26 protein-coding genes and 2 tRNA genes are annotated in these 24,012 nt (G+C 69.3%); 11 read left to right on the forward strand and 17 right to left on the reverse strand.

Annotated elements, in window-relative coordinates:
* Positions 1 to 2: 2 nt before the first annotated feature.
* On the reverse strand, positions 3 to 941 hold the full coding sequence (locus AUL35_RS04005) for a DMT family transporter (protein ID WP_062012249.1): 939 nt from the start codon (positions 939 to 941) through the stop codon (positions 3 to 5).
* A gap of 220 nt (positions 942 to 1,161) precedes the next feature.
* On the opposite strand from AUL35_RS04005, the gene AUL35_RS04010 reads away from it, so the two are divergent.
* Positions 1,162 to 2,457 carry an adenylosuccinate synthase gene (locus AUL35_RS04010; protein ID WP_062012251.1) on the forward strand — a complete coding sequence of 432 codons (1,296 nt, stop codon included), beginning with the start codon at positions 1,162 to 1,164 and terminating at the stop codon, positions 2,455 to 2,457.
* 247 nt (positions 2,458 to 2,704) lie between these two features.
* Positions 2,705 to 4,465: a hypothetical protein gene (locus AUL35_RS04015; protein WP_062012253.1), complete on the forward strand. Its 1,761-nt coding sequence runs from the start codon at positions 2,705 to 2,707 to the stop codon at positions 4,463 to 4,465.
* Between the two features lie 85 nt (positions 4,466 to 4,550).
* Here AUL35_RS04015 and rpoH read toward each other — a convergent pair whose 3' ends face one another.
* Both rpoH and AUL35_RS04025 read right to left on the reverse strand, forming a co-directional pair.
* Positions 4,551 to 5,462, reverse strand: a complete 912-nt coding sequence (gene rpoH / locus AUL35_RS04020) for an RNA polymerase sigma factor RpoH (RefSeq protein ID WP_062012255.1) — start codon at positions 5,460 to 5,462, stop codon at positions 4,551 to 4,553.
* A gap of 199 nt (positions 5,463 to 5,661) precedes the next feature.
* Entirely contained in the window at positions 5,662 to 6,648 is a 987-nt protein-coding gene (locus tag AUL35_RS04025; protein WP_062012304.1) for an RluA family pseudouridine synthase, read from the reverse strand.
* 93 nt (positions 6,649 to 6,741) lie between these two features.
* Here AUL35_RS04025 and AUL35_RS04030 point away from each other — a divergent pair, with 93 nt between their 5' ends.
* Both AUL35_RS04030 and AUL35_RS04035 read left to right on the forward strand, forming a co-directional pair.
* Positions 6,742 to 7,107: a DUF6476 family protein gene (locus AUL35_RS04030; protein WP_062012257.1), complete on the forward strand. Its 366-nt coding sequence runs from the start codon at positions 6,742 to 6,744 to the stop codon at positions 7,105 to 7,107.
* Positions 7,108 to 7,176: 69 nt separating this feature from the next.
* Positions 7,177 to 7,251: transfer RNA gene (locus AUL35_RS04035), tRNA-Glu, on the forward strand.
* 82 nt (positions 7,252 to 7,333) lie between these two features.
* Here the strand turns inward: AUL35_RS04035 and AUL35_RS04040 are convergent.
* Genes AUL35_RS04040 through AUL35_RS04050 form a run of 3 tightly spaced genes read right to left on the reverse strand, consistent with a single transcriptional unit; the run spans position 7,334 to position 9,422 of the window.
* Positions 7,334 to 8,362 carry a TadE/TadG family type IV pilus assembly protein gene (locus AUL35_RS04040; protein WP_192847036.1) on the reverse strand — a complete coding sequence of 343 codons (1,029 nt, stop codon included), beginning with the start codon at positions 8,360 to 8,362 and terminating at the stop codon, positions 7,334 to 7,336.
* A complete protein-coding gene (locus tag AUL35_RS21960) occupies positions 8,347 to 8,883 on the reverse strand; it encodes a TadE/TadG family type IV pilus assembly protein (protein WP_192847037.1) in 537 nt (178 codons plus the stop codon). The genes AUL35_RS04040 and AUL35_RS21960 overlap by 16 nt, the downstream gene beginning before the upstream one ends.
* Before the next feature lie 20 nt (positions 8,884 to 8,903).
* A complete protein-coding gene (locus AUL35_RS04050; protein WP_192847038.1) occupies positions 8,904 to 9,422 on the reverse strand; it encodes a TadE/TadG family type IV pilus assembly protein in 519 nt (172 codons plus the stop codon).
* Positions 9,423 to 9,680: 258 nt separating this feature from the next.
* On the opposite strand from AUL35_RS04050, the gene AUL35_RS04055 reads away from it, so the two are divergent.
* Complete coding sequence (locus tag AUL35_RS04055; RefSeq protein ID WP_062012305.1) at positions 9,681 to 10,436, forward strand: RNA methyltransferase; 756 nt, start codon at positions 9,681 to 9,683, stop codon at positions 10,434 to 10,436.
* On the opposite strand, the gene AUL35_RS04060 is transcribed toward AUL35_RS04055, so the two are convergent.
* Together AUL35_RS04060 and AUL35_RS04065 are read right to left on the reverse strand one after the other, a co-directional pair.
* On the reverse strand, positions 10,375 to 11,406 hold the full coding sequence (locus AUL35_RS04060; protein WP_062012265.1) for a hypothetical protein: 1,032 nt from the start codon (positions 11,404 to 11,406) through the stop codon (positions 10,375 to 10,377). The two genes, AUL35_RS04055 and AUL35_RS04060, sit on opposite strands and share 62 nt — an antisense overlap.
* A 204-nt stretch (positions 11,407 to 11,610) precedes the next feature.
* Entirely contained in the window at positions 11,611 to 12,192 is a 582-nt protein-coding gene (locus tag AUL35_RS04065; RefSeq protein WP_062012306.1) for a DUF1134 domain-containing protein, read from the reverse strand.
* A 213-nt stretch (positions 12,193 to 12,405) separates the two neighbouring features.
* On the opposite strand from AUL35_RS04065, the gene chpT reads away from it, so the two are divergent.
* Both chpT and AUL35_RS04075 read left to right on the forward strand, forming a co-directional pair.
* On the forward strand, positions 12,406 to 13,041 hold the full coding sequence (chpT, locus tag AUL35_RS04070; protein ID WP_062012267.1) for a histidine phosphotransferase ChpT: 636 nt from the start codon (positions 12,406 to 12,408) through the stop codon (positions 13,039 to 13,041).
* 128 nt (positions 13,042 to 13,169) lie between these two features.
* Entirely contained in the window at positions 13,170 to 13,547 is a 378-nt protein-coding gene (locus tag AUL35_RS04075; RefSeq protein WP_062012269.1) for a PleD family two-component system response regulator, read from the forward strand.
* 63 nt (positions 13,548 to 13,610) lie between these two features.
* On the opposite strand, the gene ctrA is transcribed toward AUL35_RS04075, so the two are convergent.
* Positions 13,611 to 14,306, reverse strand: a complete 696-nt coding sequence (gene ctrA / locus AUL35_RS04080; protein ID WP_062012271.1) for a response regulator transcription factor CtrA — start codon at positions 14,304 to 14,306, stop codon at positions 13,611 to 13,613.
* Between the two features lie 366 nt (positions 14,307 to 14,672).
* Here ctrA and AUL35_RS04085 point away from each other — a divergent pair, with 366 nt between their 5' ends.
* On the forward strand, positions 14,673 to 15,041 hold the full coding sequence (locus tag AUL35_RS04085) for a flagellar export protein FliJ (protein ID WP_062012273.1): 369 nt from the start codon (positions 14,673 to 14,675) through the stop codon (positions 15,039 to 15,041).
* Positions 15,042 to 15,210: 169 nt separating this feature from the next.
* Here the strand turns inward: AUL35_RS04085 and AUL35_RS04090 are convergent, their stop codons facing one another.
* On the reverse strand, positions 15,211 to 15,501 hold the full coding sequence (locus AUL35_RS04090) for a DUF1153 domain-containing protein (protein ID WP_062012275.1): 291 nt from the start codon (positions 15,499 to 15,501) through the stop codon (positions 15,211 to 15,213).
* Between the two features lie 257 nt (positions 15,502 to 15,758).
* Here AUL35_RS04090 and mnmA point away from each other — a divergent pair, with 257 nt between their 5' ends.
* Positions 15,759 to 16,913: a tRNA 2-thiouridine(34) synthase MnmA gene (mnmA, locus tag AUL35_RS04095; protein ID WP_062012277.1), complete on the forward strand. Its 1,155-nt coding sequence runs from the start codon at positions 15,759 to 15,761 to the stop codon at positions 16,911 to 16,913.
* A gap of 3 nt (positions 16,914 to 16,916) precedes the next feature.
* Here the strand turns inward: mnmA and AUL35_RS04100 are convergent, their stop codons facing one another.
* The 4 genes from AUL35_RS04100 to AUL35_RS04115 form a co-directional block, all read right to left on the reverse strand.
* Positions 16,917 to 17,864, reverse strand: a complete 948-nt coding sequence (locus AUL35_RS04100) for a Gfo/Idh/MocA family protein (protein ID WP_062012279.1) — start codon at positions 17,862 to 17,864, stop codon at positions 16,917 to 16,919.
* Positions 17,865 to 17,993: 129 nt separating this feature from the next.
* Complete coding sequence (locus tag AUL35_RS04105) at positions 17,994 to 18,812, reverse strand: hypothetical protein (RefSeq protein ID WP_062012281.1); 819 nt, start codon at positions 18,810 to 18,812, stop codon at positions 17,994 to 17,996.
* An 11-nt stretch (positions 18,813 to 18,823) separates the two neighbouring features.
* Positions 18,824 to 19,276, reverse strand: a complete 453-nt coding sequence (locus tag AUL35_RS04110) for a type III secretion system chaperone (RefSeq protein WP_062012283.1) — start codon at positions 19,274 to 19,276, stop codon at positions 18,824 to 18,826.
* A 142-nt stretch (positions 19,277 to 19,418) separates the two neighbouring features.
* Positions 19,419 to 19,495, reverse strand: a tRNA-Met gene (locus AUL35_RS04115).
* Positions 19,496 to 19,639: 144 nt separating this feature from the next.
* Between AUL35_RS04115 and AUL35_RS04120 the strand changes: the two genes are divergently transcribed.
* Both AUL35_RS04120 and AUL35_RS04125 read left to right on the forward strand, forming a co-directional pair.
* Positions 19,640 to 20,212, forward strand: a complete 573-nt coding sequence (locus AUL35_RS04120) for a DNA-3-methyladenine glycosylase (protein WP_062012285.1) — start codon at positions 19,640 to 19,642, stop codon at positions 20,210 to 20,212.
* A 76-nt stretch (positions 20,213 to 20,288) separates the two neighbouring features.
* On the forward strand, positions 20,289 to 21,245 hold the full coding sequence (locus AUL35_RS04125; protein ID WP_062012287.1) for a DMT family transporter: 957 nt from the start codon (positions 20,289 to 20,291) through the stop codon (positions 21,243 to 21,245).
* Between the two features lie 185 nt (positions 21,246 to 21,430).
* On the opposite strand, the gene AUL35_RS22840 is transcribed toward AUL35_RS04125, so the two are convergent.
* The 3 genes from AUL35_RS22840 to AUL35_RS22485 form a co-directional block, all read right to left on the reverse strand.
* Complete coding sequence (locus AUL35_RS22840; RefSeq protein WP_062012289.1) at positions 21,431 to 22,693, reverse strand: outer membrane protein; 1,263 nt, start codon at positions 22,691 to 22,693, stop codon at positions 21,431 to 21,433.
* 151 nt (positions 22,694 to 22,844) lie between these two features.
* Positions 22,845 to 23,666 carry a hypothetical protein gene (locus AUL35_RS04135; RefSeq protein WP_062012292.1) on the reverse strand — a complete coding sequence of 274 codons (822 nt, stop codon included), beginning with the start codon at positions 23,664 to 23,666 and terminating at the stop codon, positions 22,845 to 22,847.
* A gap of 126 nt (positions 23,667 to 23,792) precedes the next feature.
* A partial coding sequence (locus AUL35_RS22485) for a hypothetical protein (RefSeq protein ID WP_202814253.1) occupies positions 23,793 to 24,012 on the reverse strand: 220 nt, incomplete at its 5' end.

Genomic DNA, 24,012 nt, shown 5'->3' on the forward strand with positions numbered 1-24,012 from the left:
CGTCAGGCCGCTTCCTGGCCGACCGGCGTCTTGGGCCGGTTGGCGACCCGCTCGGCGCGCTTGCCGCGCTCGGCAAGCACGATGCCAGAGAAGACCAGCGCCAGCGCGGCGAGATGGTAGCCGAAGAGAGGCTCGCCGAGGATCAGGACCGCGAGCAGCGCCGCGAAGATCGGCGAGGCGTTGACGAAGAGGTTCGCGCGGTTCGCGCCGATCATCTCGATGCCCCGGATGTAGAGGGCCTGCGAGACGATCGAGGGCATGACGGCCGAAAAGACGACGACCGCCCAGCCCTGCGCGTCCGGCCAGCGCGTCGCGCCGAGCGCGGTCTCGATCACGAGAAGGGGCAGCGAGGCGAGAAAGGCGATGACGCAGAGTGCCAGGAGGTTCGTGCTCCAATGCACGGGCGGGCGGCGCGTCACGATCACCGTGTAAAGACCGAAGATGCCGACGGCGACGAGGGCGAGCACGTCGCCCCGGTTCAGCACGAGATGCAGGAGCGCGGCCGGCTCGCCGTGCGCGGTGGTGACGAGGACGCCGAGAAGCGTCAGCGCGAAGCCCGCAAGCTGCAGTCCCGTCACCTTCGCGCGGAACAGGAAGAAGGTGCCCGCGAAGACGAAGAGCGGCATGGCCGCCTGCACGATCGCGACGTGGATCGTCGTCGTGAACTGCAGCGCGACGTAGAAGAGGGCGTTGAAGCCGGTGAAGCCGGCGACGCCGAGGAAGAGATAGAGACGCTTGTGGCGCCGGATCAGCGGCCAGTCCCGGGAAAGATGCGGGCGCGCGATCGGCAGGAGCATCAGTCCGGCGAGAAGCCAGCGCATCATGGTCAGGACCATGGGCGAGACGTGGCCGACGGCGAGCTTTCCCGCCACCGCGTTCGCGCCCCAGATCAGGGCCGTGAAGGTGAGGACGGCGTAGGGGTGGGTTGCGAAGCGCTTCATTCGCCTCCCTTAGGGCCAGCACCTCGTTCTCGGCAATGGGCCTTGTGCGCAAGGGCCGACAAATCGCGCGACGCCCCTCGCGCGGACCGCTCGCTCCCCCTATAGTCCGCCCGTTTTGAGGGTCGGCGCGAGGCGCTCCGGCCGGTCTTGGCGCGTGCGCGCGGGACCCGAGGAATTCGCAGAGCCGGCCTTCTGTCTGCCGGCGCGCCAAGGAGTAGGCATGGCAAACGTCGTGGTGGTCGGCTCGCAGTGGGGCGACGAGGGCAAGGGCAAGATCGTCGATTGGCTGAGCGAGCGGGCCGATGTCGTGGTGCGCTTCCAGGGCGGCCACAATGCCGGGCACACGCTCGTGGTGGACGGCACCTCCTACAAGCTCTCGCTTCTGCCCTCCGGCGTGGTGCGCCAAGGCAAGCTGTCGGTGATCGGCAACGGCGTCGTCTTCGATCCGCACGCCTTCGTGGCCGAACGCGGCCGCCTCGCCGCGCAGGGCGTCACCATTTCGCCCGAGACGCTGCGCATCGCCGATAACGCCGCTTTGATCCTCTCGCTCCACCGCGAGCTCGACGCGATCCGCGAGAACCAGGCCGCCGCCGGCACGAAGATCGGCACGACGGGGCGCGGCATCGGCCCGGCCTACGAGGACAAGGTCGGCCGCCGCGCGATCCGCGTCATGGATCTCGCCGAACCCGACCTCCTGCCGAGCCGTATCGAGCGCCTGCTCGCCCACCACAACCCGCTGCGGCGCGGGCTCGGCCAGCCGGAGATCCGCCCCGAGGCGATCCTGGAAGAGCTGATCACGGTGGCCGCCGAGATCGTGCCCTTCGTGGATCGCGTCTGGCGGCTGCTCGACGAGCGCCGCAAGGCGGGCGCGCGCATCCTGTTCGAGGGCGCGCAGGGCACGCTCCTCGACATCGACCACGGCACCTATCCCTATGTCACTTCGTCCAACACGGTGGCGGGGCAGGCGGCGGCGGGCTCGGGCCTCGGGCCCTCGGCGGCGGGCTTCGTGCTCGGCATCACCAAGGCCTACACGACGCGCGTGGGCGAGGGACCCTTCCCGACCGAGCAACAGAACGAGGTCGGTGAGTTCCTGGGAACGCGCGGCCACGAGTTCGGCACGGTCACGGGTCGCAAGCGTCGCTGCGGCTGGTTCGACGCCGTGCTCGTGCGCCAGGCCGTGGCTCTGAACGGCATCCACGGCTTGGCGCTCACCAAGCTCGACGTCCTCGACGGCATGGAGGAGATCCGCATCTGCGTCGGCTACGAGCTCGACGGCCAGCGCATCGACTACCTGCCGGCCAGCCTCGGCACGCAGGCGCGAATCGTGCCCGTCTACCAGAGCTTCGAGGGCTGGAGCGGCACCACGGCCGGCGCCCGCTCCTGGGGCGACCTGCCGGCGCAGGCGGTGAAGTACGTGCGGCAGATCGAGGAACTCGTCGGGGCGCCGGTCTCGCTCCTGTCCACATCGCCCGAGCGTGACGATACGATCCTTGTCCGCGATCCGTTTCAGGATTAATGAAAACTTGACCAAAGACACGGTATTCGTCTGGACTTGAAGGCCGGGTGCGGGACGCCCGGATCGCGAACGACCGAAGCCTGCCGCGCCCCTGGCGCGGCATCCCGTCGTCCATGAGGGGCGGCCACGGTCCGGTTCGCCGGGCGAGGCCGGGCGGCACGGAACCCGTGGCAGGACGGGCCACGTTCGCGACACCGGACCCCCATTCGATGCCATGTCGCTTCACGATCAGTGAGTGCCCCAATCCATGGCGAACCTGACCGCCGTTCTGCGCAAGACGATCGACGGCCTCCCCAACGCGACGCCGCAACTCCGGGCCAAGGTCTACGAGAAGGCGCGGTCGGCGATCACGCGCCAGATCCAGGCCGCCAATCCGCCGCTCGAGCCCCATGTGGCGGAGGCGCGCTATCGCGTTCTGGAAGACGCGATCCGCGAGACCGAGTCGCATTACGGCGGTGACGTCGAGCCGGCGGCCGCCGAGGAACCGGCGGCACATGTCGCGCCGAGTGAGCCTGAGCCAGCGACTTCGCCCGAGCCTGCGCCTCCGCCGCCCGCGCCCGAGCGCGCGCCGGAGCGTCCGGCCTTTCCTCGCGTGACGCCGACCGCGCGCAATCCCGCTCCCGCCGAGCCCGCCTTTGAGGCCGCGCCGCAGCGCCGCGACGAGGCGCCCCTGCCGGTGCGACGGGCCGAGCCGCCGCGCGCGGCGCCCCCGCCGCCGGCTCCGTTGCAGCGCCGCGACCTGTCGCCGTCGCCGGCCGAGGCGGAGGACCGCGTCGGCGAGATCGGCCCGGCGCCTCGCGAGGGCACGGATCGCCGGTCGACGCCGCCCGCCCGCGCCGGTGCCTTGCGCCCCGCCCGCGAGGAGCCGCGCGGCGACGACGGAGCGCCCTATACCGGCCTTTTCGCCGGCATTCCCGAAGCCGATCTGGAAGCCCCGCGCCGGACGAAGCGCCGCGCGCCCGCACGCTCCGGCTCGCGCCGTCCCGCGCTCGTGGCGGGCAGCGCCCTCGTTCTGATCGCGGGGCTGGGAGCTGCAGCCTACTTCTACGGCGACGAGATTCGCGGCGTTCTGACGGGATCGGGCGCATCGCAGGTCGCCTCGACCCCGACGCCCGCCGGCACGACCGATGCCGGCGAGACGCCCGCCGACACGAACGGCGAGGCACCCGCGACCGCAGCGCCGCCGAGCGGCGCCGTCACCGATACGGCGCCCGCGGCTCCCGTGACCGGCGGTGCGCGGCCGCGCCAGTTCACCCAGCGCCTCCTGCCCGACGGCAGCGAGGTCGACGAGGGGCCGGGCACGAGCGTCGCCAACGCCTTCGAGGAGGGCACCGACGTTGCCGCCGCCTCGCCTGCCGAGCCGGGCGCGCCGGCCGCCGCAAGCGCCACTCCGGCTCCCGCGACGACCACGCCCGCCGCACCCCCCGCACCCGCCGTGACGGCGTCGAACCAGAGCGTTCCGGTCGGCCAGCGCGCCGTGTTCTACGAGGAGCGGGCGACGAACCGCGAAGGCTCGCAGCAGAACGGCAACGTCGTGTGGAGCCTCGTCAGCGAGCCGCCGGCCGATGGCCAGCCCGCCGAGCCAGCGATCCGGGGCGTCGTCGACGTGCCGCAGGACAAGCTGAAGATGACGCTGACGATCCGGCGCAACGCGGACGCGACGCTGCCGGCGAGCCACGTGATCGAGATCATGTTCGACACGCCCGCCGACTTCCCCGGCGGCGACATCGCCAACGTCCAGCGCCTCGCGCTGAAGCCGACCGAGCAGGCGCGCGGCGAGCCGCTGATTGGGGTCGCCGGCAAGATCTCGCCTGGCTTCTTCATCATCGCGCTGAACGACCTGCCGCAGGCGATCCAGAGCAATCTCGGCCTGCTCGGCCGCGAGCAGTGGATCGATATCCCGCTCGCCTACGAGAGCGGCCAGCGGGCGCTGATGTCGGTCGAGAAGGGACTGCCGGGCGAGCGCGTCTTCAAGCAGGCCATGGACGCCTGGGCCGCCAAGACCTGACGACCCTCGTTCGGACTGCGCATGCAAGAAGGGCCGGCCTCCTCGCGGAAGCCGGCCCTTTCTCGTTGCCGAAAGTTCCAGTCGATCAGGCGTGGGCGTCCTCGACGACGCGCAACGCACGCCGGGCCGCCTCCGCCGTATCCTGCACCGCCTTCTGAACCTTCTCGAAGGCGCGCACCTCGATCTGGCGCACGCGCTCGCGGCTGATGTCGAACTCGCCCGACAGGGCCTCGAGCGTCAGAGGATCCTCCGCGAGGCGCCGCGCCTCGAAGATGCGCCGCTCGCGGTCGTTCAGGACGTCCATCGCCTGGTGCAGCATGCCGCGCCGCTGGGCGAGCTCGTCCTGCTCCACCAGAATCTGCTCCTGGTTCTCCGACTGGTCGACCAGCCAATCCTGCCACTCGCCGGACTCGCCCTCGGTCGCGCGGATCGGCGCGTTCAGGGACGCGTCGCCCGACAGGCGACGGTTCATCGAGACGACCTCTTCCTCGGACACGCCGAGCTGCGTCGCGATCTGGTTCACCTGTTCGGGGCGCAGGTCACCCTCGTCCAGCGCCTGGATGCGGCTCTTCATCTTGCGCAGATTGAAGAACAGCCGCTTCTGGTTCGCGGTGGTGCCCATCTTCACGAGGCTCCACGAGCGCAGGATATATTCCTGGATCGAGGCCTTGATCCACCACATCGCATAGGTCGCGAGACGGAAGCCCCGCTCCGGGTCGAAGCGCTTGACCGCCTGCATCAGGCCGACATTGCCCTCCGACACGACCTCGCCGATGGGCAGGCCATAGCCGCGGTAACCCATGGCGATCTTCGCCACGAGGCGCAGATGGCTAGTCACGAGCCGGTGCGCGGCGTCGCGGTCGTCATGCTCGGCATAGCGCTTGGCGAGCATGTATTCTTCCTGCGGCTCCAGCATGGGAAACCGCCTGATCTCGTCGAGGTAGCGGCTGAGGCCGCCTTCTCCTGCTGCGATGCTGGGAAGATTGGCCTTCGCCATACTCCGCACCCTCCTTCTTTTCCATCCGACCGCCCGCAAGCCGGCCCGGTCGAAGGCGGTGCGCGAAACGCGCCCAATCCGCCCGAACCTTCATATGGGTACGCACGTGTGGTTTCGCACGGGTTCGCAGCCGCGAACGAGGTTACAAATCGTTCACGTGGGCGGCGCGACCGGACGGCCATCCCGGCCGTCGGCGATTCTATTCCGCGCTTGAACGGCCGAGCGCCGCGCAGAGTTCCCGCATGTCGTCGGGGAGCTCGCTCTCGAACAGCATCGCCTCGCCGGACGCGGGATGCTCGAAGCCGAGGCGGAAGGCGTGCAGCGCCTGGCGGCCGAAATGCTCGACCGCCTCGCCGACGGTCCCGAGCTTACGCGCCTTGGAGCGGAAATGCGCGCCGTAGACGTCGTCGCCCACCAGCGGGTGGCCGATATGGGACAGGTGGACACGGATCTGGTGCGTGCGCCCGGTCTCCAGCGTGCAGGCCACGAGGGAGGCCTGTTCGCCGAGCCGCTCCACCACCTCGTATCGCGTCACCGCATGGCGCGCGTCGGCACGCCCCGCCGGCACGACGCTGCGTTTGGTGCGGTCGGAGTTCGAGCGCCCGAGCGCGGCGTCGATGACGCCGACCGGACGGGGGAGGGTGCCCCAGACCACGGCGAGGTAGGCACGCTCCATGCGCCCGTCGCGCCCGTGCGCGGCGAACTGCTCGGCGAGCGAGCGATGGGCGGGGTCGGTCTTGGCGACCACCATGACGCCGCTCGTGTCCTTGTCCAGGCGATGCACGATGCCGGGGCGCCGCACGCCGTTGATGCCGGAAAGCGAGTCGCCGCAATGGTACAGGAGCGCGTTCACCAGCGTCCCGGTCCAGTTGCCGGGCGCGGGGTGGACGACGAGGCCGGCGGGCTTGTCGACGACGATCAGCTCCGCGTCCTCGTGGAGGATCGAGAGCGGGATGTCCTCGGCGACCGGTTCGGGCGCCTCGGGCATGGGCACCACGAGGCGCACGCTTTCGCCCGCCCGCACGCGCCGCTTGGGCTCCGCGACGCCCGTCTCATCGATGCTCGCGTGTCCGCGCTCGATGAGGCTCTGCACCCGTGAGCGCGAAAGCTGGCCGCCGAGCCTGGCCGCGATGAACTGATCGAGCCGCGCGCCCGCCTCGTCGGGCTCGACGCGCAGCGCGACGATCTCGTCCTCGCCCGCCTCGAACTCGCTTGCCGGGGCGTCCTGCGTGCCTGTACCAAGCGCCGGAATGACGGTTCTCCTTGAGAAAGACGGCGAATGACGCAAACGGATGGGGCCGACGAGCCGCTCGACCCGGCCCTGGAAAAGGTCCGCCGCAAGATGATCCGGCTCCTGGCCGTCTCGATCGCGGTCCTGATGGTCGGGCTTATCGCGGTTCTGAGCGCGGTTGTCTATCGTGCGGGCCGCGACGGGGAGGAGGCCGCCGCCGGCGCGCCCGCGACCCCCGCCGAGGCCGTCATCTCCGTGCCGCAGGGCGCGCGGATCGGCGCGGCGGCCGGCCTGTCGCGCGACCGGGCGATGGTGGTGGTCGAGACACCCGACGGCCGGCAGGAGATTCTGGTGATCGACGCGGCGAGCGGCGGGCTCGTCTCGCGCACCCGCCTTCAGCCCTCGCAGCCCTGATTGTTCGCCGCGCCGCAAAAAGCGCTTGCCAGCGCGAAGCGGCCCGGCTATATCCCCGATCACTGGCACGCGCCCATCGTCTAGCGGTTAGGACGGCGCCCTCTCACGGCGCAAACAGGGGTTCGATTCCCCTTGGGCGTACCAGTCTCCTCCCCGAAATCTACCTGCGATTGCATGTGATCACTGGCGCCACTCCGCCAGCCTTTCATTCTCGCAGCGTGCCGAGTCATCGAACGAGAAGGGCATTCTCGTCTCCCGTCGCGATCAGGTCCGGGCATTTGATGATGACCCGGATGTCGTCGTAGTCTTTATCGCTCGACCCGCGCCCGGGCGGTCGATCCTCCCAGCCGTAGTACATGTACTTGCCGGGCGAGCAGGGTTCCGTTGCCCGTTGCGGCGTCCGATTCTTGCCCTCCGGCAGAATGCCTCCCTTGCTCTTGACGACGCATTTTTCGAGGGACGGGCACAGGACTGTCTCGAGGATCGCCCAGCCGTCGAGGTTGTACTGTTCGTACTTGTCGGTCGGATGAAGCGTCGTATCGGTGAAATAGGAATAGTGTTCGTTGGAGGCCTTGTCCCAAAGTGACTTGTTCGTTCGGGCGTTGCGCGAGTTGTAGAGCTGAAAGCTCATCATCTCGCCCGCGCGGCACTCGGGCATCGGATTGATGTATGATGTGCCGCCGTTGTCCGAGATGGCTGTCATCTGGCTGCGTCCCTTGTTCGCCGCCGACACCGCGGTGGGATCGAAGCAGTAGGCGTAGACGCGGTTGAAGTCGCCGGCCTCCGGATCGAGCGAACTGAACTCGGGTGGCTTGTAGACGTACTTCAGCCCGATGTACCGGCCGACCGATTGGGCGCCCACCGGCATGGTCGCTCCCGCGCCGGGGATGATTTGCGAGAGCGTGAGGGGAAGGACGAGGGCGGCGTCGACCGTGTAGTCCGTCGCGCTGGTCCACCGGCCCGTGAAGCTGGCCTGACCCATCGCGCTGCCGGCCATCGCGTCCGCCTGGAGGCTCGCGAGAATGGCGGAACTGTCGACATTGGGCCCGCGCGACGCGACGGCGAGCGCCATCGCGTCGCTTCGCGTCTGGAGATGCGTCCGCGCGTTGACGGCGCGCGCGTAATCCAGCGCCAGTCCCGACAGGCCGAAGAGCGGAACCGCCATGAGAGCGGTGAGGAGCGCGAAGTTGCCTCGCTGGTCCCGCCCGAAGCGCCGCAGGGTCCGGGAGCACTTGTGCCCTAGCAGTCGTCGCATCGAACACCCGTCTTGCTGCGGGCGCGGAAGATCGCGTCCTGAACCATATCGATGGATTGTTTGAACCCGTAGCCACCGAGCGGCCGGTAGGTGTAGCGCGCGCTCGTCACGACGACGAAGGCATCCTTCACGGAGGCGTAGTCGGCACCGAGCGCATAGGGCGAGCCGCGAGCGGGCGTGGAGCCGTTCTCCCCGTAGCTCCATACGACCTTCGCCTTGCCGTCAGTCGCGATGTCGACGCCGATCACCGACAGCCCGAGAGCCGAGACGTCGTAGGGGCGCATGATGTCGCGTGCGACGTTGGTCAGTCCGTTCAGCTCGGCCTTGGTCAGCGCGTTGTTCTGGGTCGCGAGGTCCGAGATCGTACCCGCCGTGTCTCCCAACTTGCGATGCAGGGTGACGGCCAGGGACGCCTCGGTGCCGCCCATGTAGAGAATCAGCAGCATTGGTGCGATCAGGGCGAATTCAAGCGCCGCGACGGCTCGTATGTCTCCAACGAAGCGGCGGTGAAACTGCCGCATGCGAGCGAGGCCGTGCGTCATCAGAACCGCTCGCCGCGAAAGGCCGTCGTCGCGGCCATGAGGTAATGGCCGTTGTCCAGACCGGCGAGCGACTTGCGGAAGAAGTCGGTGACGAGCGGCCACTCGTAGTACACACGCACGACATTGATCGCGCCCGAACCGCCGGGAGCGAACCGGAAGCCGCTGCTGTCGAAACTGCCGTTGTCGCCAGCCGTGGACGGGGGAATCGCGGCGAAGGTCGAATACGACCGGACGTCGTATCGCAGCTTGCTGCACGTCATGAGAAAGCCGACCGTGTCGCAGAGGTGCTTGTCGAACAGTTCGGCCTGGCCGGCGCGGATCGTGCCGACGCGTATGTCACGCGAGACCGTCGCCACCCCCCGTTGCAAGGTGATCTCGCCGAGGAAGACCAACGACGTCTCGAGAATCGCCAGAACGATCAGAAAGAACGGAAGCGCCAGCAGGCCGAACTCCACCGCCGTCGCGCCGGATCGGTCCGCTGCCCAGGGACGCAGCCGTTGCCGCATGCGCCAGGCCATGCGCGCAGGCTTCGCCTTGAAGCGCTCGTCTCGCGCCCACGCCATGCCGATGTCTCCCGTCATCAATCAAGCGAAGGATGACATACGAATGTTAATTACAACCGACGCGGTTGCAGAAGGGCGCGCCTGCGCGGACCCCATCCGGGGGCGAGCGAACCATTTCAACAGGATTGTTTCGTGATCCCGCCCCCAATCCATTATCGGCGGGAGAGCATCACGATCCACGACCCGGACGACCCGCGCATCGAACCCTACCGCATGGTGCGCGAGCGCGATCTCACAGGCCGGGGCGGGTTGATCGCGGAAGGGACGGTCGTCATCGACCAGCTTCTGCGCTCGATGCGATTTCGTCCGCGCTCGCTCCTCGTTCTGCCCGCTCGCCTCCAAGGCCTCGCCGACCGGCTCGCCCGCCTGCCGGACGACGTGCCGGTCTATGTCGCGGAGCCGGCGGTCTTCGACCGCATCGCCGGCTTTCCCGTGCATCGCGGGGTCCTCGCCCATGCCGAGCGCGTCGAGGAGGCCCGTGATGTGACGCCGCGCCTCGAAGAGGCGGCGCGAAGGCGGGAGACGGTCGTCGTCGCCTGCGGCCTGTCCAATCACGACAATATGGGCGCTCTCTTTCGCAACGCCTCGGCCTTCGGTGCGGCGGCCGTGCTGCTCGACGAGAGATGCTGCGACCCGCTCTATCGCAAGGCGATCCGCGTCTCGGTCGGCACCGTGCTGACGCTGCCCTTCGCGCGCATGGGGTCGGCCGCGGAGATCTGGCGCGAGCTGGAGCGGCTCGGCTTCGAGGCGCTGGCCCTGTCGCCGGCCGGCGCAAGCGAGCTCGGCGACCTGGAACCGGGGCCGCCGCGCGCCCTGTTCCTGGGTACCGAGGGGGAAGGGTTGGGCGAGGACTTCCTGCGCCGTCACCGCTCGCTGCGTGTCGCGATGGCGAGCGGTCTCGACAGCCTCAACGTCGCGACCTGCGCCGCGATCGTCCTCCACCGTCTTTACGAGCTGGGGAACCGCTAGGGGAGGCGTCCTTCGCGGGCGGCTCGGTCGCAGCCTCCGGCGCGGTGCCGTCCGCGGGGCCGAGCTCGCGAACGCGCGCGGCCAGCGAGGACGACGGCTCGGCGTCGCCCGCCACGCTCTCGTCGCGTGCGAGAATCGCGGCGATCGGCGAGGCGGGGCCCTCGGTGTCCATCTGACGGCGAATGATGCGGGCGGCGAGATCGCTGACCCGCTCCCGGATCTCGGCATTTTCCGCGCGGCTCGCGGGCGCTCTTGCACCGACGCCGGCCGCGATGGCCGCGCGAAGCCGCTCGCCACCCGTCAGGGGCGCGAAGGACGTCGCGGCAGTTGGCGGGATCGGATCGGCTCCCGCTCGCTCGGCGAGCGTCGGCGCGGGCTCGGACGGTGTCTCGACCCGCTCCGTTGCCGTGCTTTCGCCGTCCCGTGCGGGCTCGAATTCGCGGAGCCGGCGTTCCATCTGCGCGAGACGCTCCTGCAACAGCGCCGCGCGCTCCTGGGACGCCGCATGGCGACCGTGCATGCCTTCCAGTTCGGCGCCGCGCCGCTCGAAGGCCTCGCGCAGGGCCTGCCGGTCGCGCGCGATGTCGTCTCGCTCCGCCTGAGTCCCCGCAAGCGCCTGCTCGAGCGCCTCGAGGCGGGCGCCGAGGTTGGCGAGTTCAACTTCCAGCTCACCCTTGCGAGCGAGCAGCGTGCCGTTTTCCAGGACGATGCGGCCCGATTCCGATCGCTCGGCGGTCGCTCGCGCAAGGGCGTCGGCCGCGCGCATCTCTTCGCGGCGCAGGTCGAACGCCGCGCGGGCGCGCACCGCGTCGACCTCGCCGCGCATCTCGCGCACGCTGGCGGGAATCTCGGCGTCGAAGCGGCGGCGTGCCAGGCGCTGCGCCTTCTGCCAAAGGAAGGGGACGAAGAGGAGGGCGATCAGCGCGGCGGCCATGAAGCCGAGCGCGAAGACGAGCAGCGTCCCGATCATGCGTGGGTCCGATCAGGAATAAGGCCGGGCGCTCTGCGCGCGGCGAGGGGGAGGCGCTCGCGGCAAGCGTCCCCGGTCGTCGCGATGCGTATGAGAAGGAGAGCGCGCAAGGGCGACCCGGCAAGGTTGCGTGGGCTCGCTCTTACCGGAAGACGCCCCGCCATGCCAAGCGAGGCGCTAGCCTAGCCGTCGGCTTGGCGCCGATCAGAAGGGGTTCCAGGTCGCCTGCGGGCTGAACTTCAGGTAGCCGAGATTGACGCCGAGCCGCGCCCCGAGCCCGGTGCGGATCGGGGCGAGCGAGATCGCGTCCTTCTGAAGCAGCGTCATGCCGAGACCGCCCACGAGGTAGGCGCTGCCCGAAAAGCCGACGAAGCGACCGTAGATCGCGTCCGTGGAGGGCAGGTTGTAGACGAGCATCATCGTGCGCGCGCCGTCGCCGCCCGCGTCGAAGCCGATCGAGGGACCCTGCCAGAAGACGCGGTGCTCGCCCGCGTTCTTGGTGAACAGCGTGCCCTCGCCGTAGCGCAGGCCGCCGATGAAGGCGCCCGAGCCCTCCTCGCCGAGGATGTAGCCGTTCGGCAGGCCACGCTCCTGGAAGGCCTTCTCGACCACCGTGGCGAGGCCGCCGGCCGTCGCCCCGAAGAAGCGGTGCCCCTCGGTGACGATCTCGGCCATCGTGTAGCCAGAGGCCTGCTGGGCCTGCGCGGAAGCGGGCGTGAGCGCTGCCGGGGCGGCGGCGGCCAGCGCGAGGCCGGCCACGGCGAGACGGCGGAGAAGGGGGCGCATGGGGATCATCGGCGGTGTGTCCCGGAAGATCGGATCGGATCGCGGCCCACGCGTCGGCGGGCGATGTGTCCCCAGCTTGCCGCAAGCTTGGTTTCCGAAATGCTAACGTCGAGTTCGTCCGTTTCCACGCCGGGGCGATGCAGGCCTGCACTCGCTGCTCCTCGTCCCGTCGTGTTAGGGCGCCTCCATCCGGCTCTCACCAACGGACCGACCATGCACCAGCTACCCGAACTCTCCGCCCCGGATCTCGCCTCGCTGCTCGCCAGCCGGTTGTGTCACGATGCGGTGTCGCCGGTCGGCGCGATCCGCACGGGCCTCGAGATGCTGGACGAGGATCCGAACGACGCCGAGGCGATGAACCTGACGCGCGAATCGACCGCGCGCGCCGTCGCCAAGCTCCAGTTCCTGCGCATCGCCTTCGGCGCATCCGGCTCGGCCACCTCGCCGATCGACCTCGGCGACGCCCGCTCGCTTTCGGAAGGGTGGATGGCCTTCGAGCGGGCGAACCTCACCTGGGAGGGCGAGCGCGCCTTCGTTCCCAAGAACGTCGCCAAGCTCATCATGAACCTCGTCCTGGTGGCGAACGCGTCGGTTCCGAGGGGGCCGAGCGTCGAGGTTCGCGTCGAATCGGTCGAGCCCGACCCCCGCATCGTCGTGGTGGCGCGCGGCAAGCCGCTGCGCGTGCCCGTCGTCTTTCGTCAGCTCGTCGCGGGCGAGGCGATGGAGGGGCCGGTGGATGCCCAGAGCGTGCAGCTCTACTACACGCTCCTCCTGGCCAATCTGGCGGGCCTCACGGTCTCGCTGGAGCAGGACGAGGCGAGTGCGACCTTCACGGCCGCCAAGGCCTGACGCGAGAAATTCGAGCGAACTGCACAGGTTTTCGTTAGCCTCGTTCGGAAACGGGGCGTCAGGAACCCGCTGCTAAGGTCGTCTTCGAGATCCGGCAACCGGCCGGCATCGCTCGGGAGACGACCTCCATGCCCCTGTGCCTGATCATCGACGAATCGGAAATCGTGGTGAAGGTCGCCACGCGCATCCTGTCGGGCATCGATATGGACGCGGTCGGCGCGTCGACCACGCAAGGCGGGCTCGCCGCTCTCAAGGGCCGGGAAGCGGAGCTCGAGCTCGTGATCCTGTCGGGCACGCTGCCCGACACGACGGTCGAGGCCAGCGTGCGGGCGCTGCGCGCCGCGCCCGCCACCGCCAAGGTGCCGATCCTCGTCTCGGTCGTGGAGACCAATCTCGGCCTCATGACCCGCGCCAAGCGGGCGGGGGCGAGCGGCTTCGTGTTCCGCCCCTTCGACCGCGCCTCGCTTCTCGCCTGGGTGGACCGCCATCTTACGGTCGCTGCCTGAGCCGTCGCCCGGCATGAAAAAGGGCGCTTGCGCGCCCCGTTTCCCGTCTTCTGTTCCGGCCTGTCAGGCGGCGCGCGTGTCGGCTTCGGGCTCGCGCAGCACGTAGCCGCGCCCCCAGACGGTCTCGATGTAGTTCTTGCCCTCGGTGGCGGTCGCCAGCTTCTTGCGCAGCTTGCAGATGAAGACGTCGATGATCTTCAGCTCGGGCTCGTCCATGCCACCGTAGAGATGGTTCAGGAACATTTCCTTGGTGAGCGTCGTGCCCTTGCGCAGGCTGAGCAGCTCCAGCATCGCGTATTCCTTGCCCGTCAGGTGGACGCGCTGCCCGTTGACCTCGACGGTCTTGGCATCGAGGTTCACCGTCAGGTCGCCGGTGACGATCACCGACTGGGCATGACCCTTCGAGCGCCGCACGATGGCGTGGATGCGGGCGACCAGCTCGTCCTTGTGGAAGGGCTTGGTCATGTAGTCGTCGGCTCCGAAGCCGAGGCCGCGAACCTTGTCCTCGATGCCGGCCATGCCGGAAAGGATCAGAATCGGGGTCTTCACCTTCGAGATGCGCAGCGTGCGCAGCACCTCGTAGCCCGACATGTCGGGCAGGTTCAGGTCCAGGAGGATGATGTCGTAGTCGTAGAGCTTGCCGAGATCGACGCCCTCCTCGCCGAGGTCGGTCGTGTAGACGTTGAAGCTCTCGGACTTCAGCATCAACTCGATGCTCTGCGCGACGGCGCTGTCATCCTCGATCAAAAGAACGCGCATCCGTATGATCCTTCGCGTCAGCCCAACCGGCCCGAGGGCCGACGAGGTGGGAGTTCGTTTCTAGCCTGAGCGGCAGGATGGCGGTGAATGGTTAACAACCCCTTCTCTCCCAGGGACTTGATCAATCAAAAATTCCGACCTTCGGCGAGAATGCGTTAGCCGTGGTCGAAACGTGCGGAAACGGGGCTCGGGAAGCCCCGTTCGGCCGGCTTAACCGGCCCTCAATCCTTTCCGCCGATGCTGGACGGTGCGCTTGTACAGGTCGCAGAGCACTAGCTGCCGAGCCTTGCCTGAAACCGCAGGCGCGCTGCTGAAGCCGGGGTCTCATGTGCGCGAAACCCTATGAAACAAGGGATTATCCCATTCATGTCGAAGCGTGAGAACCTCCTGCGCCTGGCGCGCTTCAAGGTCGCGGAGAAGCGCCGGCAGGTGGACCAGCTCCAGCTGATGATGGCGGAGTTCGAGCGCATGGCGACCGAGCTCGACGTGCAGATCAACAACGAGGAGAAGCGCTCGGGCATCACCGACACGACGCACTTCGCCTATCCGACCTTCGCCAAGGCGGCGCGCGCCCGGCGCGACAACCTCGTGAACTCCGTCGGCGACCTGCGCATCCAGATGAACGCGGCGCGAATCAGCCTGGAGGAGGCCGAGGCCGAACTCTCCAACGCCGAGAAGCTGGAGCAGCGCGACAGCGGCGCCGAGGTCGAGCGGCGCGGCAGCGCGGTCGCCTGACGGATCGTCATCCCGGCCGATCCCCTCAGACCCGGCGCCCGCGAGGGCGGCCGGGTCTTTTCGTATCCGGCGCCGGCTGTGGGCGGGCACAAAAAAACCGGCGCGAGCGCCGGCCTTCGTTGGATCCGCCAGATGCGGGGAGGACGGGCGAGCGGGTCGCCCGGATCCCTCAGTGCAGGTCCGTCTTCTTACGGTACTCCTGGATCTGCGTCGTGCGCAGCCCGGCCAGGCCATGGCTGTCGATCGACATCTGCCAGGACAGGAACTCCTCGACCGTGAGCGTGTAGCGCGAGCACGCTTCGTCCAGGCTGAGCAGCCCGCCACGAACCGCGGCCACCACCTCGGCCTTGCGGCGAATGACCCAGCGCCGCGTGTTGGTCGGCGGCAGGTCGTTGATCGTCAGCGGACTGCCGTCGGGTCCGATGACGTATTTCACTCGTGGTCTCACCTGATCGGTCATTGAACTCTCAAACATCCGCAAGGACCTAATCGCCAGGGAACCCTAGACTTCTGCATCTAAAAATTCCGCTAAGCCCCTAGAAAGAATTCGATAACAGGTTGAAGCAAGTTCTCTTCTCGCCACGCCCCCGCCGCATTTGCGCAGCACTTCGGCGGCGGATTCGAGAGACTCCCCAACGACTTGGCACGGCGCCGTCCGCTTCGCTAAAACAGGCCGGACCCGAGCGGCGTGCCCGCCGAAGACCCGCGAGACATGCCGTGACGAACAGCCTGGACCTGCCGAAAGCCCCTGCCGAAACCCGTGTCGTCGTCGCCATGTCGGGCGGGGTCGATTCGTCGGTCACGGCGGCGATCCTGAAAGCCGAGGGTTACGACGTCGTCGGCATCACGCTTCAGCTCTACGACGGCGGCGCGCAGCCCCGCCGCGCCGGCGCCTGCTGCGCGGGCCAGGACATCGCCGACGCGCGCCGCACCGCCGAGATCATCGGCATCCCGCACTACGTCCTCGACTACGAGCAGCGCTTCCGCGAGTCGGTGATCGATCCCTTCGCGGCGAGCTATCTCGCGGGCGAGACCCCGGTGCCCTGCGTCGCCTGCAACCAGACCGTGAAGTTCCGCGACCTCCTGTCCACCGCGCGAGACCTCGGCGCCGACGCGCTGGCGACCGGCCACTACATCCTGTCGCGCCCGAACGGCCGGCACCGCTCGCTGCACCGCCCGGCCGACCTCGATCGCGACCAGAGCTACTTTCTCTACGGCACCACGCAGGAGCAGCTCGACTTCCTGCGCTTTCCCTTGGGCGCACTGCCCAAGAGCCGGACGCGCGAGATCGCCCGCGCGCACGGGCTCGAGGTCGCCGCCAAGCCCGACAGCCAGGACATCTGCTTCGTCGCCAACGGCCGCTACTCCGACGTCATCGCCAAGCTGCGGCCCGAGGCCAACGAGCCGGGCGACATTCGCCATCTCGACGGCCGGCATCTCGGGCGCCACGACGGCATCATCGGCTTCACGGTCGGCCAGCGCCGGGGGCTCGGCGTCGCCTCCGGCGAGCCGCTCTATGTCGTGGCGATCGAGGCGGCGACGCGCACCGTGCGCGTCGGCCCGCGCGAGGCGCTGGCGACGCGGCGCCTGACCCTGCGCGACGTGAACTGGTTGGGCGACGCGCCGCTTGGCCCCGGCTTCGCGCAGGAGGTCTTCGTGAAGGTGCGCTCGACGCGCCCGCCGGCCGCCGCCATCCTGCGCGTCGCGCCGGGCGGCGAGGTCGAGGTGGAGTTGTCGGGCAGCGAGAGCGGCGTGTCGCCGGGACAGGCCTGCGTCGTCTATGCCGGGGAGGGGGCGGGCGCCCGCGTCCTCGGCGGCGGCGTCATCGCCCGCACGAGCCTTGCCGAGGCGCTGGGCAGCGTCGCCGCCTGAACGTCAGGCGCGCGGCGACGCGAGCGAGAGGATCCGCACCGTTTCGACGGCCTCCGACGCACCCGTGCGCACGGGCTCGCCGGTCGCGATGGCGCGGATGAAGTCGCGCAGCTCCCGGTCGAGCGGCAGGCCGGGCTCGGTTTCCAGATATTCGGGATCGGCATGCCGAAAGGCGAAGCCCGCACCCTCGCGCCAGACCTCGTGCGCGTGGAAGGCGAGCTTGCGCCCCTCCGCCTCCAGGTCGTCGAAGACCAGCATCCCCTTCGTACCGACAGCCGTGAAGCGGCGGTCGCGATAGGCCGAGACGCGGGAAACGCGGATCGAGCCGGTCAGCCTGCCGCCGAAGCCGAGCGCGATCTCGGCCTCGTCGGTCTCGTCGCTCAGCACCGTGCGCCGCAGGGTCTCGATCGTCTCCGGGGCGCGCCCCGCGACCTGGAGCACGAGCGAGAGATCGTGGGGCGCCAGGTCCCACACCGCGTCCATGCCGAGGAAGCGCCCCAGCCCGAGGCGGGTCGAGACGATGTGGCGCAGGGTTCCGATCCGCCCCTCGCGCACGAGCGCGTCGAGCCGCTCGAACACCGGATGGAAGCGCAGGACATGGCCCACCATGAGCTGGCGACCGGTCTCGCGCGCCACGGCCGCCGTCGCCTCGGCGTCCGCCGGGTCGAGCGCGATGGGCTTCTCGACGAGAACGTGCTTGCCCGCCCTCAGGGCGCGGCGCGCGGTCTCGCCATGGAGGCGCGGGGGCATGGCGAGGACCAGCCCGTCGATCGAGGGATCGGCTAGAAGTTCGTCGAGCGTGCGCGCCGGCACGCCGAAACGCGCCGCGAACTCGGCCGCGCGCTCCGCATCGGCGTCGGACACGGCGGCCAGCGTGCCGATCTCGGCCAGCGTGCGCACATGGTTGCGACCCCACTGGCCGCAGCCGACGACAGCGATGCGAATGCTCATGAAGACCCGGCGAAAGGATTGCGGACGGCCGCTCCCTAGACCCGCGTGGCCCGCCGCGCAACGAAGACGGGCACGATCGCCACGATCGTGCCCGTGCATTGTGCCTCGATGTCCAGCCAATTCGCCGCGTCAGCTCATGCCGAGCTGCTCCAGCGTCTGGACGATCGCGTCGTGGCGCTCCTGCGCCAGTTCGGCGCGAATCTCGCCGATCGCCGTCTGCATGTCGCCGCCGTTCTCGACCGCGCGTTCCGCGAAGCGCTGCATCTCCGGGCTCGGGTTGGAGCCGCTGACGTTCACGGTCTCCACCTTGAAGCCGCGCGCCTCCAGTTCCGACTGAACGCTGTCGCGCAGCGACATGGCGAGGAACCCGAGGTCGTTGACCCGTCCGCCGGCTCTCTGCTCGCCGATCGTCGGGTCGTCGACGCGCCCCTTCTCGGGATCGGTCAGGGCCATGACGGCCGAGGAGCCGGACTGTGTCAGCGCTTCTCCAAACTCGGGGTTCTTCTGGAACGTCGTGTGCAGGCGCAGGAGTTGCATGTCGGACATGTTCTGGAACTCTTGCCGGAACATCTGGCCGGACTCGCGGGTCATTCCGTCCCGGCCGGCATCCAGCGTGAAATCGCCGTGCTCGAGCAGCTGCGACAGGGAGCCGAGGACGCTCAGCGTGTCCGGTTCGCGCTTGGTCATGGCATGCATCACAGCACGCGTGGCGTCGCCGGCATTGTTGACCTGTTGGGGGGCGGGCGTGCTCACGCGCATGCCGACGAGCGACTTGAAGAAGTGCTGCACCTCGAGCCACGTCGTCTTGAGCGCGCTCGTCGCGCGAGGCTGCGCCGGAGCGGCAGCGACGGTGTGGCCGTTGAACCGGCCCTCCGCGCCGCCGACGGTCTGCTGGGCGATGGTCTGGATGCTCTGCGCGGTGTGCGCGCCGCCGATCGGGTTGGACATGATGGCCTCCCTCAGACGCGCATCATGGAGTGATCGGCGAAGGCTTCGTGCGGTCGTCCCGCGCCGTCGTAAGACCCGGACTTCAGCTTCTCGGTCCAGGCGCCGACACGGGCGATGAAGTCCTCCAGCGCCTCCGTGAAGTCGGCATATTCGAGATGGCGCGTTTCCAGGCGGCGCAGCAGCACGACCTCGCCGAGGTCGCGGTCGACGGCCAGCACCGCCGCGCCCGTGTCGCGGCCGAAGAGGTTGCCCGACAGCAGCTGCTCGTAGATCGCCTCCCGCCCGCTGGCGGGAAGGACGCCGACCGCGCTGTGCAGAAACACCGTATCGGGCCGCGCTTCGGGCGCCTCGATGTCGACGCTCACCCTCCCGTCGAAGACGAGGCGGCAGCTGCGCGACGCGTCCAGCGTGAGGGCCAAGCCCGTCTGGCGGCTGAATTGATCCAAAATCTCTTCGATGCGCATGGCGCTCTCCCTCCCGCCGGACCGACTCCAGGCGGCCACGAAGGATGCGCCTTCCTGCAGCTCATGGTTGTCTTGTTTGCGACAACCGAAACCACAAGCGTCGCCGCGCGTCGCGATCCGATGAGGATGGAAGGGGGGTGCTTGGTAGCAGTGGGCAGATTTGAACCGCCGACCTCCGGGTTATGAATCCGGCGCTCTCACCAACTGAGCTACACTGCCAAGCCAAAGCAGAAGCGTCCGAGGCGAGGGCTACCCGCCGGACGTTTCAGCGGTATAAGGATCGAGCCTTCCCACTGTCAAGACGGCAGGTGGAGCCATCGCACCCCATTTTGGCGGCGCCGCTTCGAGGAGACGCTCCTGAACATCCCCGCATCGCCCAGCTTCTTCGCGCGGGATCCCGTCGCGCTCGCCCGGGCGCTGATCGGCGCGAGCTTCACCGTGGACGGAGTGGGCGGGCGCATCGTCGAGACCGAGGCCTATCGGCGCGACGATCCCGCCTCGCACTCCTTCCGGGGCGAGACGCCGCGCAACCGCGCCATGTTCGGTCCGGTCGGACGCGCCTACGTCTATCGCTCCTACGGCATCCACTGGTGCTTCAACATCGTGTGCCACGAGGGCGAGCCGGGAAGCGCGGTGCTCGTGCGCGCGCTCGAACCCGTCGAGGGTCTCGAGCGCATGGCCGCGCGGCGCGGCACCGCGAACGCCCGCCTTCTGTGCGCGGGGCCCGGACGCCTCTGCCAGGCGCTCGGCATCGACGCCACGCTCGACGGCCTGCCGCTCGATTCGGCTCCTTTTCGCCTCGTGCCGGGCTCTGCGCCCGTGCGTCTTCTCGAGGGCCCGCGCATCGGCATCACGAAGGGCGTCGAGGCCGCGTGGCGCTTCGGCGAGGCGGGCTCGCCCTTTCTCAGCCGACGTTTCGCGGCCGATCGATCGTAAGTCCGCCAAAGCGCTGGAGGCGGCCGGCGCGCGGGTGTATGCGCGAGGGCAACGCCTCCGCCTGCCCGAGTCCGCCATGACGAGTGTTGCTTCCCCCGCCAGCCGACCGACGTCCAGCGCCCTGGCCGGCGTCGGCTTCATGCTGCTCGGCGTGTTCCTGTTCGCCAGCAACGACGCGATGGGCAAGTGGCTCGTCGGAAGCTACGCGGTGGGTCAGATCCTGCTCATCCGCTCGATCTCTGCGCTTGCGGTTCTCGTGCCCTTCTGGCGGCGCGAGGGCTGGCGCCGGATGCTGCGTCCGCCGCGCCTCGGCCTGCAGCTGGCGCGCGCCGTGTGTTCGGCGCTCGAGGTCGGGCTGTTCTACTGGGCGCTGAGCTCCATGTCGCTCGCCACCGTCATGACCTTCTATCTCGCAGGGCCGATCTACGTCACGGCGCTGGGCGCGCTGGTGCTCGGCGAGCGGGTGGGCTGGGTGCGCTGGAGCGCGGTACTCGTCGGCTTCTGCGGCGTCCTCGTGGCGCTCGGGCCCGGCATCGCCGAGGCCGGCCCGGCGGCGCTGATCGCCATCGCGGGGTCGCTCGCCTACGCCTTCCTGATCATCGCGACGCGCATCCTCGTGCCGTCGGGCGAGACCACGCTCATCACCTGGCAGACGGTCTCAGCCCTCCTGTTCGGCCTGATCCTCACGCCGATCGCAGGCTGGACGACGCCGTCGGGCTTCGACTGGGTCTTTCTTCTGCTGCTCGGGCTCGTGTCGATGACCGCGCATGTCTGCATCAACCGCTCGCTGCTGCTCGCGCCCGCAAGCACCGTCGTGCCGTACCAGTACACGCTGATCGTCTGGGCGGTCGTTTTCGGCGCGGTGTTCTTCGGCGAGGAGCCGACGCCGGCGTTGCTCCTGGGCGCCGCGCTGATTACGGGCTCGGGCGTCTTCATCTTCCTGCGCGAGCAGCGGATCGGCCGCGAAGCGGCCTCGCTCGCGGCGGCGCCGCCCGAGGTCGCGGTCGGGCCCGACCAGTCGACGAAGCCCTGAAGGGTCTCTTGCCTCGAACGCACGAGCCCGCCGATGGCGCAAAGGCCATCGGCGGGCTCGGCGTCTAGGCGCGGGGACGAAGCCGGGCAGGGGCTCCGCCCCCACTGGGCGGGATCGGCAGCAGGACAGGAGTGCCGAAGCCCGCTTGGAGCGGCGCCGGCCGTGGGACGGCCGGCGCGACGGCGTCAGTTGAAGCGGTAGGAGACCTTGCCCCACACGGTGTGGAAGTCGAAGTCCTCGTCGGTGCGGGTCGTCAGCGTCGAGCCGTTGGCGAGCGGCGTCACGAAGGCGCGGTCGTCGGATCCGAGGTTCGTGTAGAGGTACTCCAGGCCGATCAGGAGGTTGTCGGTGACGGCGTAGTCCGTGCCGGCGCCGACCGCGTAGCCGACGCGCGTGTCGTCGTCGGAGCCTGCGGCCAGGAAGGGTGTCGCGACGAACGAGGTCTCGATCCGGCCGAAGGCGACGCCGCCCGTGCCGTAGACGAAGAAGCGGTCGAGGCCGGCGCCCGCCTTCAGGCGGACGGTCGCGAGATAGTCGAGCTCCTGACGGATGCCCACGGTGTCGAGCCCGTCCGTGATGCCGCCGCCCTTGGTGATGTCGACATAGGACAGGTCGGCCACGGCACCCAGGACGAACGTATTTCCGCCGAGCGCGCCCAGCGCGTAGTTGTAGCCGATATGACCGCCGCCAGCGAAGCTGTCGTCCTCCTCGGAGTAGTTCTGCGTCGTCGGCCCGAACGTGTAGGCGTAGTTCTGTTCGGCGACGCCGGGCGTGCCGGGGGTCGCTGTAATGAAGGGCGTGCCGGCCGTGGCAGGAACCGCCGGGGTTCCCGGGGTGGCGGGCGTTCCGGGCGTGCCCGGAGTGCCGGGGGTTGCGGGCGTGCCGGGGGTGCCAGGCACGGCCGGCGTCACGACCACGGCGACCTGGACGGCCTGCCCGAAGGTGATGGCCTGGCCGGAGGCGGCGAGCGTCTGCGAGAGCTCGGCGGCGGGAACGTTGAGACGGCTCGTGCCGTCGGGGAAGAGGACCGCGCAGGAGCCCGCCCCGGCCCCGCCCGCCGCAGCCGCCGTGCAGGAATATTCCAGGGTGCCGAACACGGCGGGTATGCCCGGAGTGCCGGGCGTCCCGGGGTTGCCGGGCGTGCCTGGCGTGCCCGGAACGGCCGGCGTGCCGGGCACGGCGGGCGACCCGGGGGTTCCGGGAGTCGCGGGAACTTCGGGCGTGCCGGGCGTGGCCGCGATGCCGGGCACGAAGACGAAGCTCGACGGAATGTTCGACGAGCCGTTGTTGAACGACCCGCCGGCCTGGCCACCGACATAGAGGCCGGTCCACGAGAAGGCCGGAACGAAGGCGACCGGCGGCTCGGGCGGCGGATAATCGACGATATCGGCGGCAAGGGCCGAACCGGCGACGGTCGAGGCGGCGAGGGCAAGGGCCAGTTTCTTCATGGCGTCGGCTCCAGGGTTCGAGGTCTGCCCGACGTCATGGCGAAGCGTCGGCTTGAGGGCGTGCGAGCGCCGCCGCCGAGGGGCGGGTCGATTGCGGCGACGATGAGCGAGAGAAGGGGCGGGCGTTCTGCCCGCCCCCGAGCGGGAGGCCTTACTCCGGCAGGTTGAGCGCCGAGCCGTCGAAGCCCAGCGAGATCGTGCCGGTGTTCACCGCGCCGACGACCGTCGTGCCGATACCGGCCAGGTCCATGTTGTTGGCGACCGCGGTGACCGAGCCGAGGATCGCGCCGCCGTTGAAGGCGCGGTTCGCGGCGTAGACATCCTGGAGCGGGCCCGACGAGAGGGCCTCGGTCGCAGCCGTGATCGTGGTCGACGGACCCTGGAAGTTGACCGAGTTGACCGAGTTCGCCGCCGAGGACGAGGCCGTGTTCGTGGTGGAAGCGGCAGAGGACGCGCTGCCCGAAACGGTCGTGGCGAGGCTGCCGGTGCTGGCGATCGTGCTGTTGCTGGCGCGCAGGGTGCTGTTCTGCACGGCGCTCGCGATGTCGCCCGTGTTGACCGCGCCGACGACAACGGTCTCGATCGCCGCCGAGCTTGCGATCCCGCCCACCGTCGCCGCACGCGTCGCCACCGAGCCGAGATCGATCCCGACGGCGATATCGGTGGCCCCGGCAAGGGCGAGCACCGGCGGAACGACACTGACCGCTCCAGAGGCGGCGCCCTGGATATTGGCGTTGATGCTACCGAGGTCCACCGAGGTCGCCGTGTCGAGGCCGGCCTGGCCGAGCGTCACCGCACCGTTGATGGCACCGATGTTGATGGAGTCGTTGACCCAGTTGCCGTTCGAGAACGTCGCCTGAAGACCAAGGAGGTTGTCGCCGATCGCCGCACCGAGCGACTGCGCCTGCGCGCCGCCGATCGAGGCCAGACCCATGACCAGCGCCGAGGCGCCGATTGTGAAGAGGGACTTCATTTGTTAACTCCAGCTCGTTGCCTGGGGTTTGCCGGCTCCCTGTCGGCGGTCCCCTATGGTTGGACAGGTCGTTCGCGAGAGCCCTGTCGATCGGCGGAGCGGTTCCAGCGCTCCGCCGAATTCCCGTCATTGCGTCAGGATGGCCTGCGCCTTGGCCTGATCGCTGAGTTCGTTCTCGGCCTTGCCGCCGCTCGAGCCCTGAAAGGCGCCGCTCGACCCGGCATAGGGCTTCTCGGCGCGCACGGCGGCGGGCGTGGTCGCGGCGCTGGCGGCCGGAACGCCGGTCCGAACGCCGGGCAGCGCGTTCGGCGTTGGCCCCGCGGCGGCGGCAGGGGCGGGCTTGGCG

It is taken from the genome of Aureimonas sp. AU4 (genome assembly GCF_001463765.1).
In the GTDB taxonomy this organism is placed as follows: Bacteria; Pseudomonadota; Alphaproteobacteria; order Rhizobiales; family Rhizobiaceae; genus Aureimonas.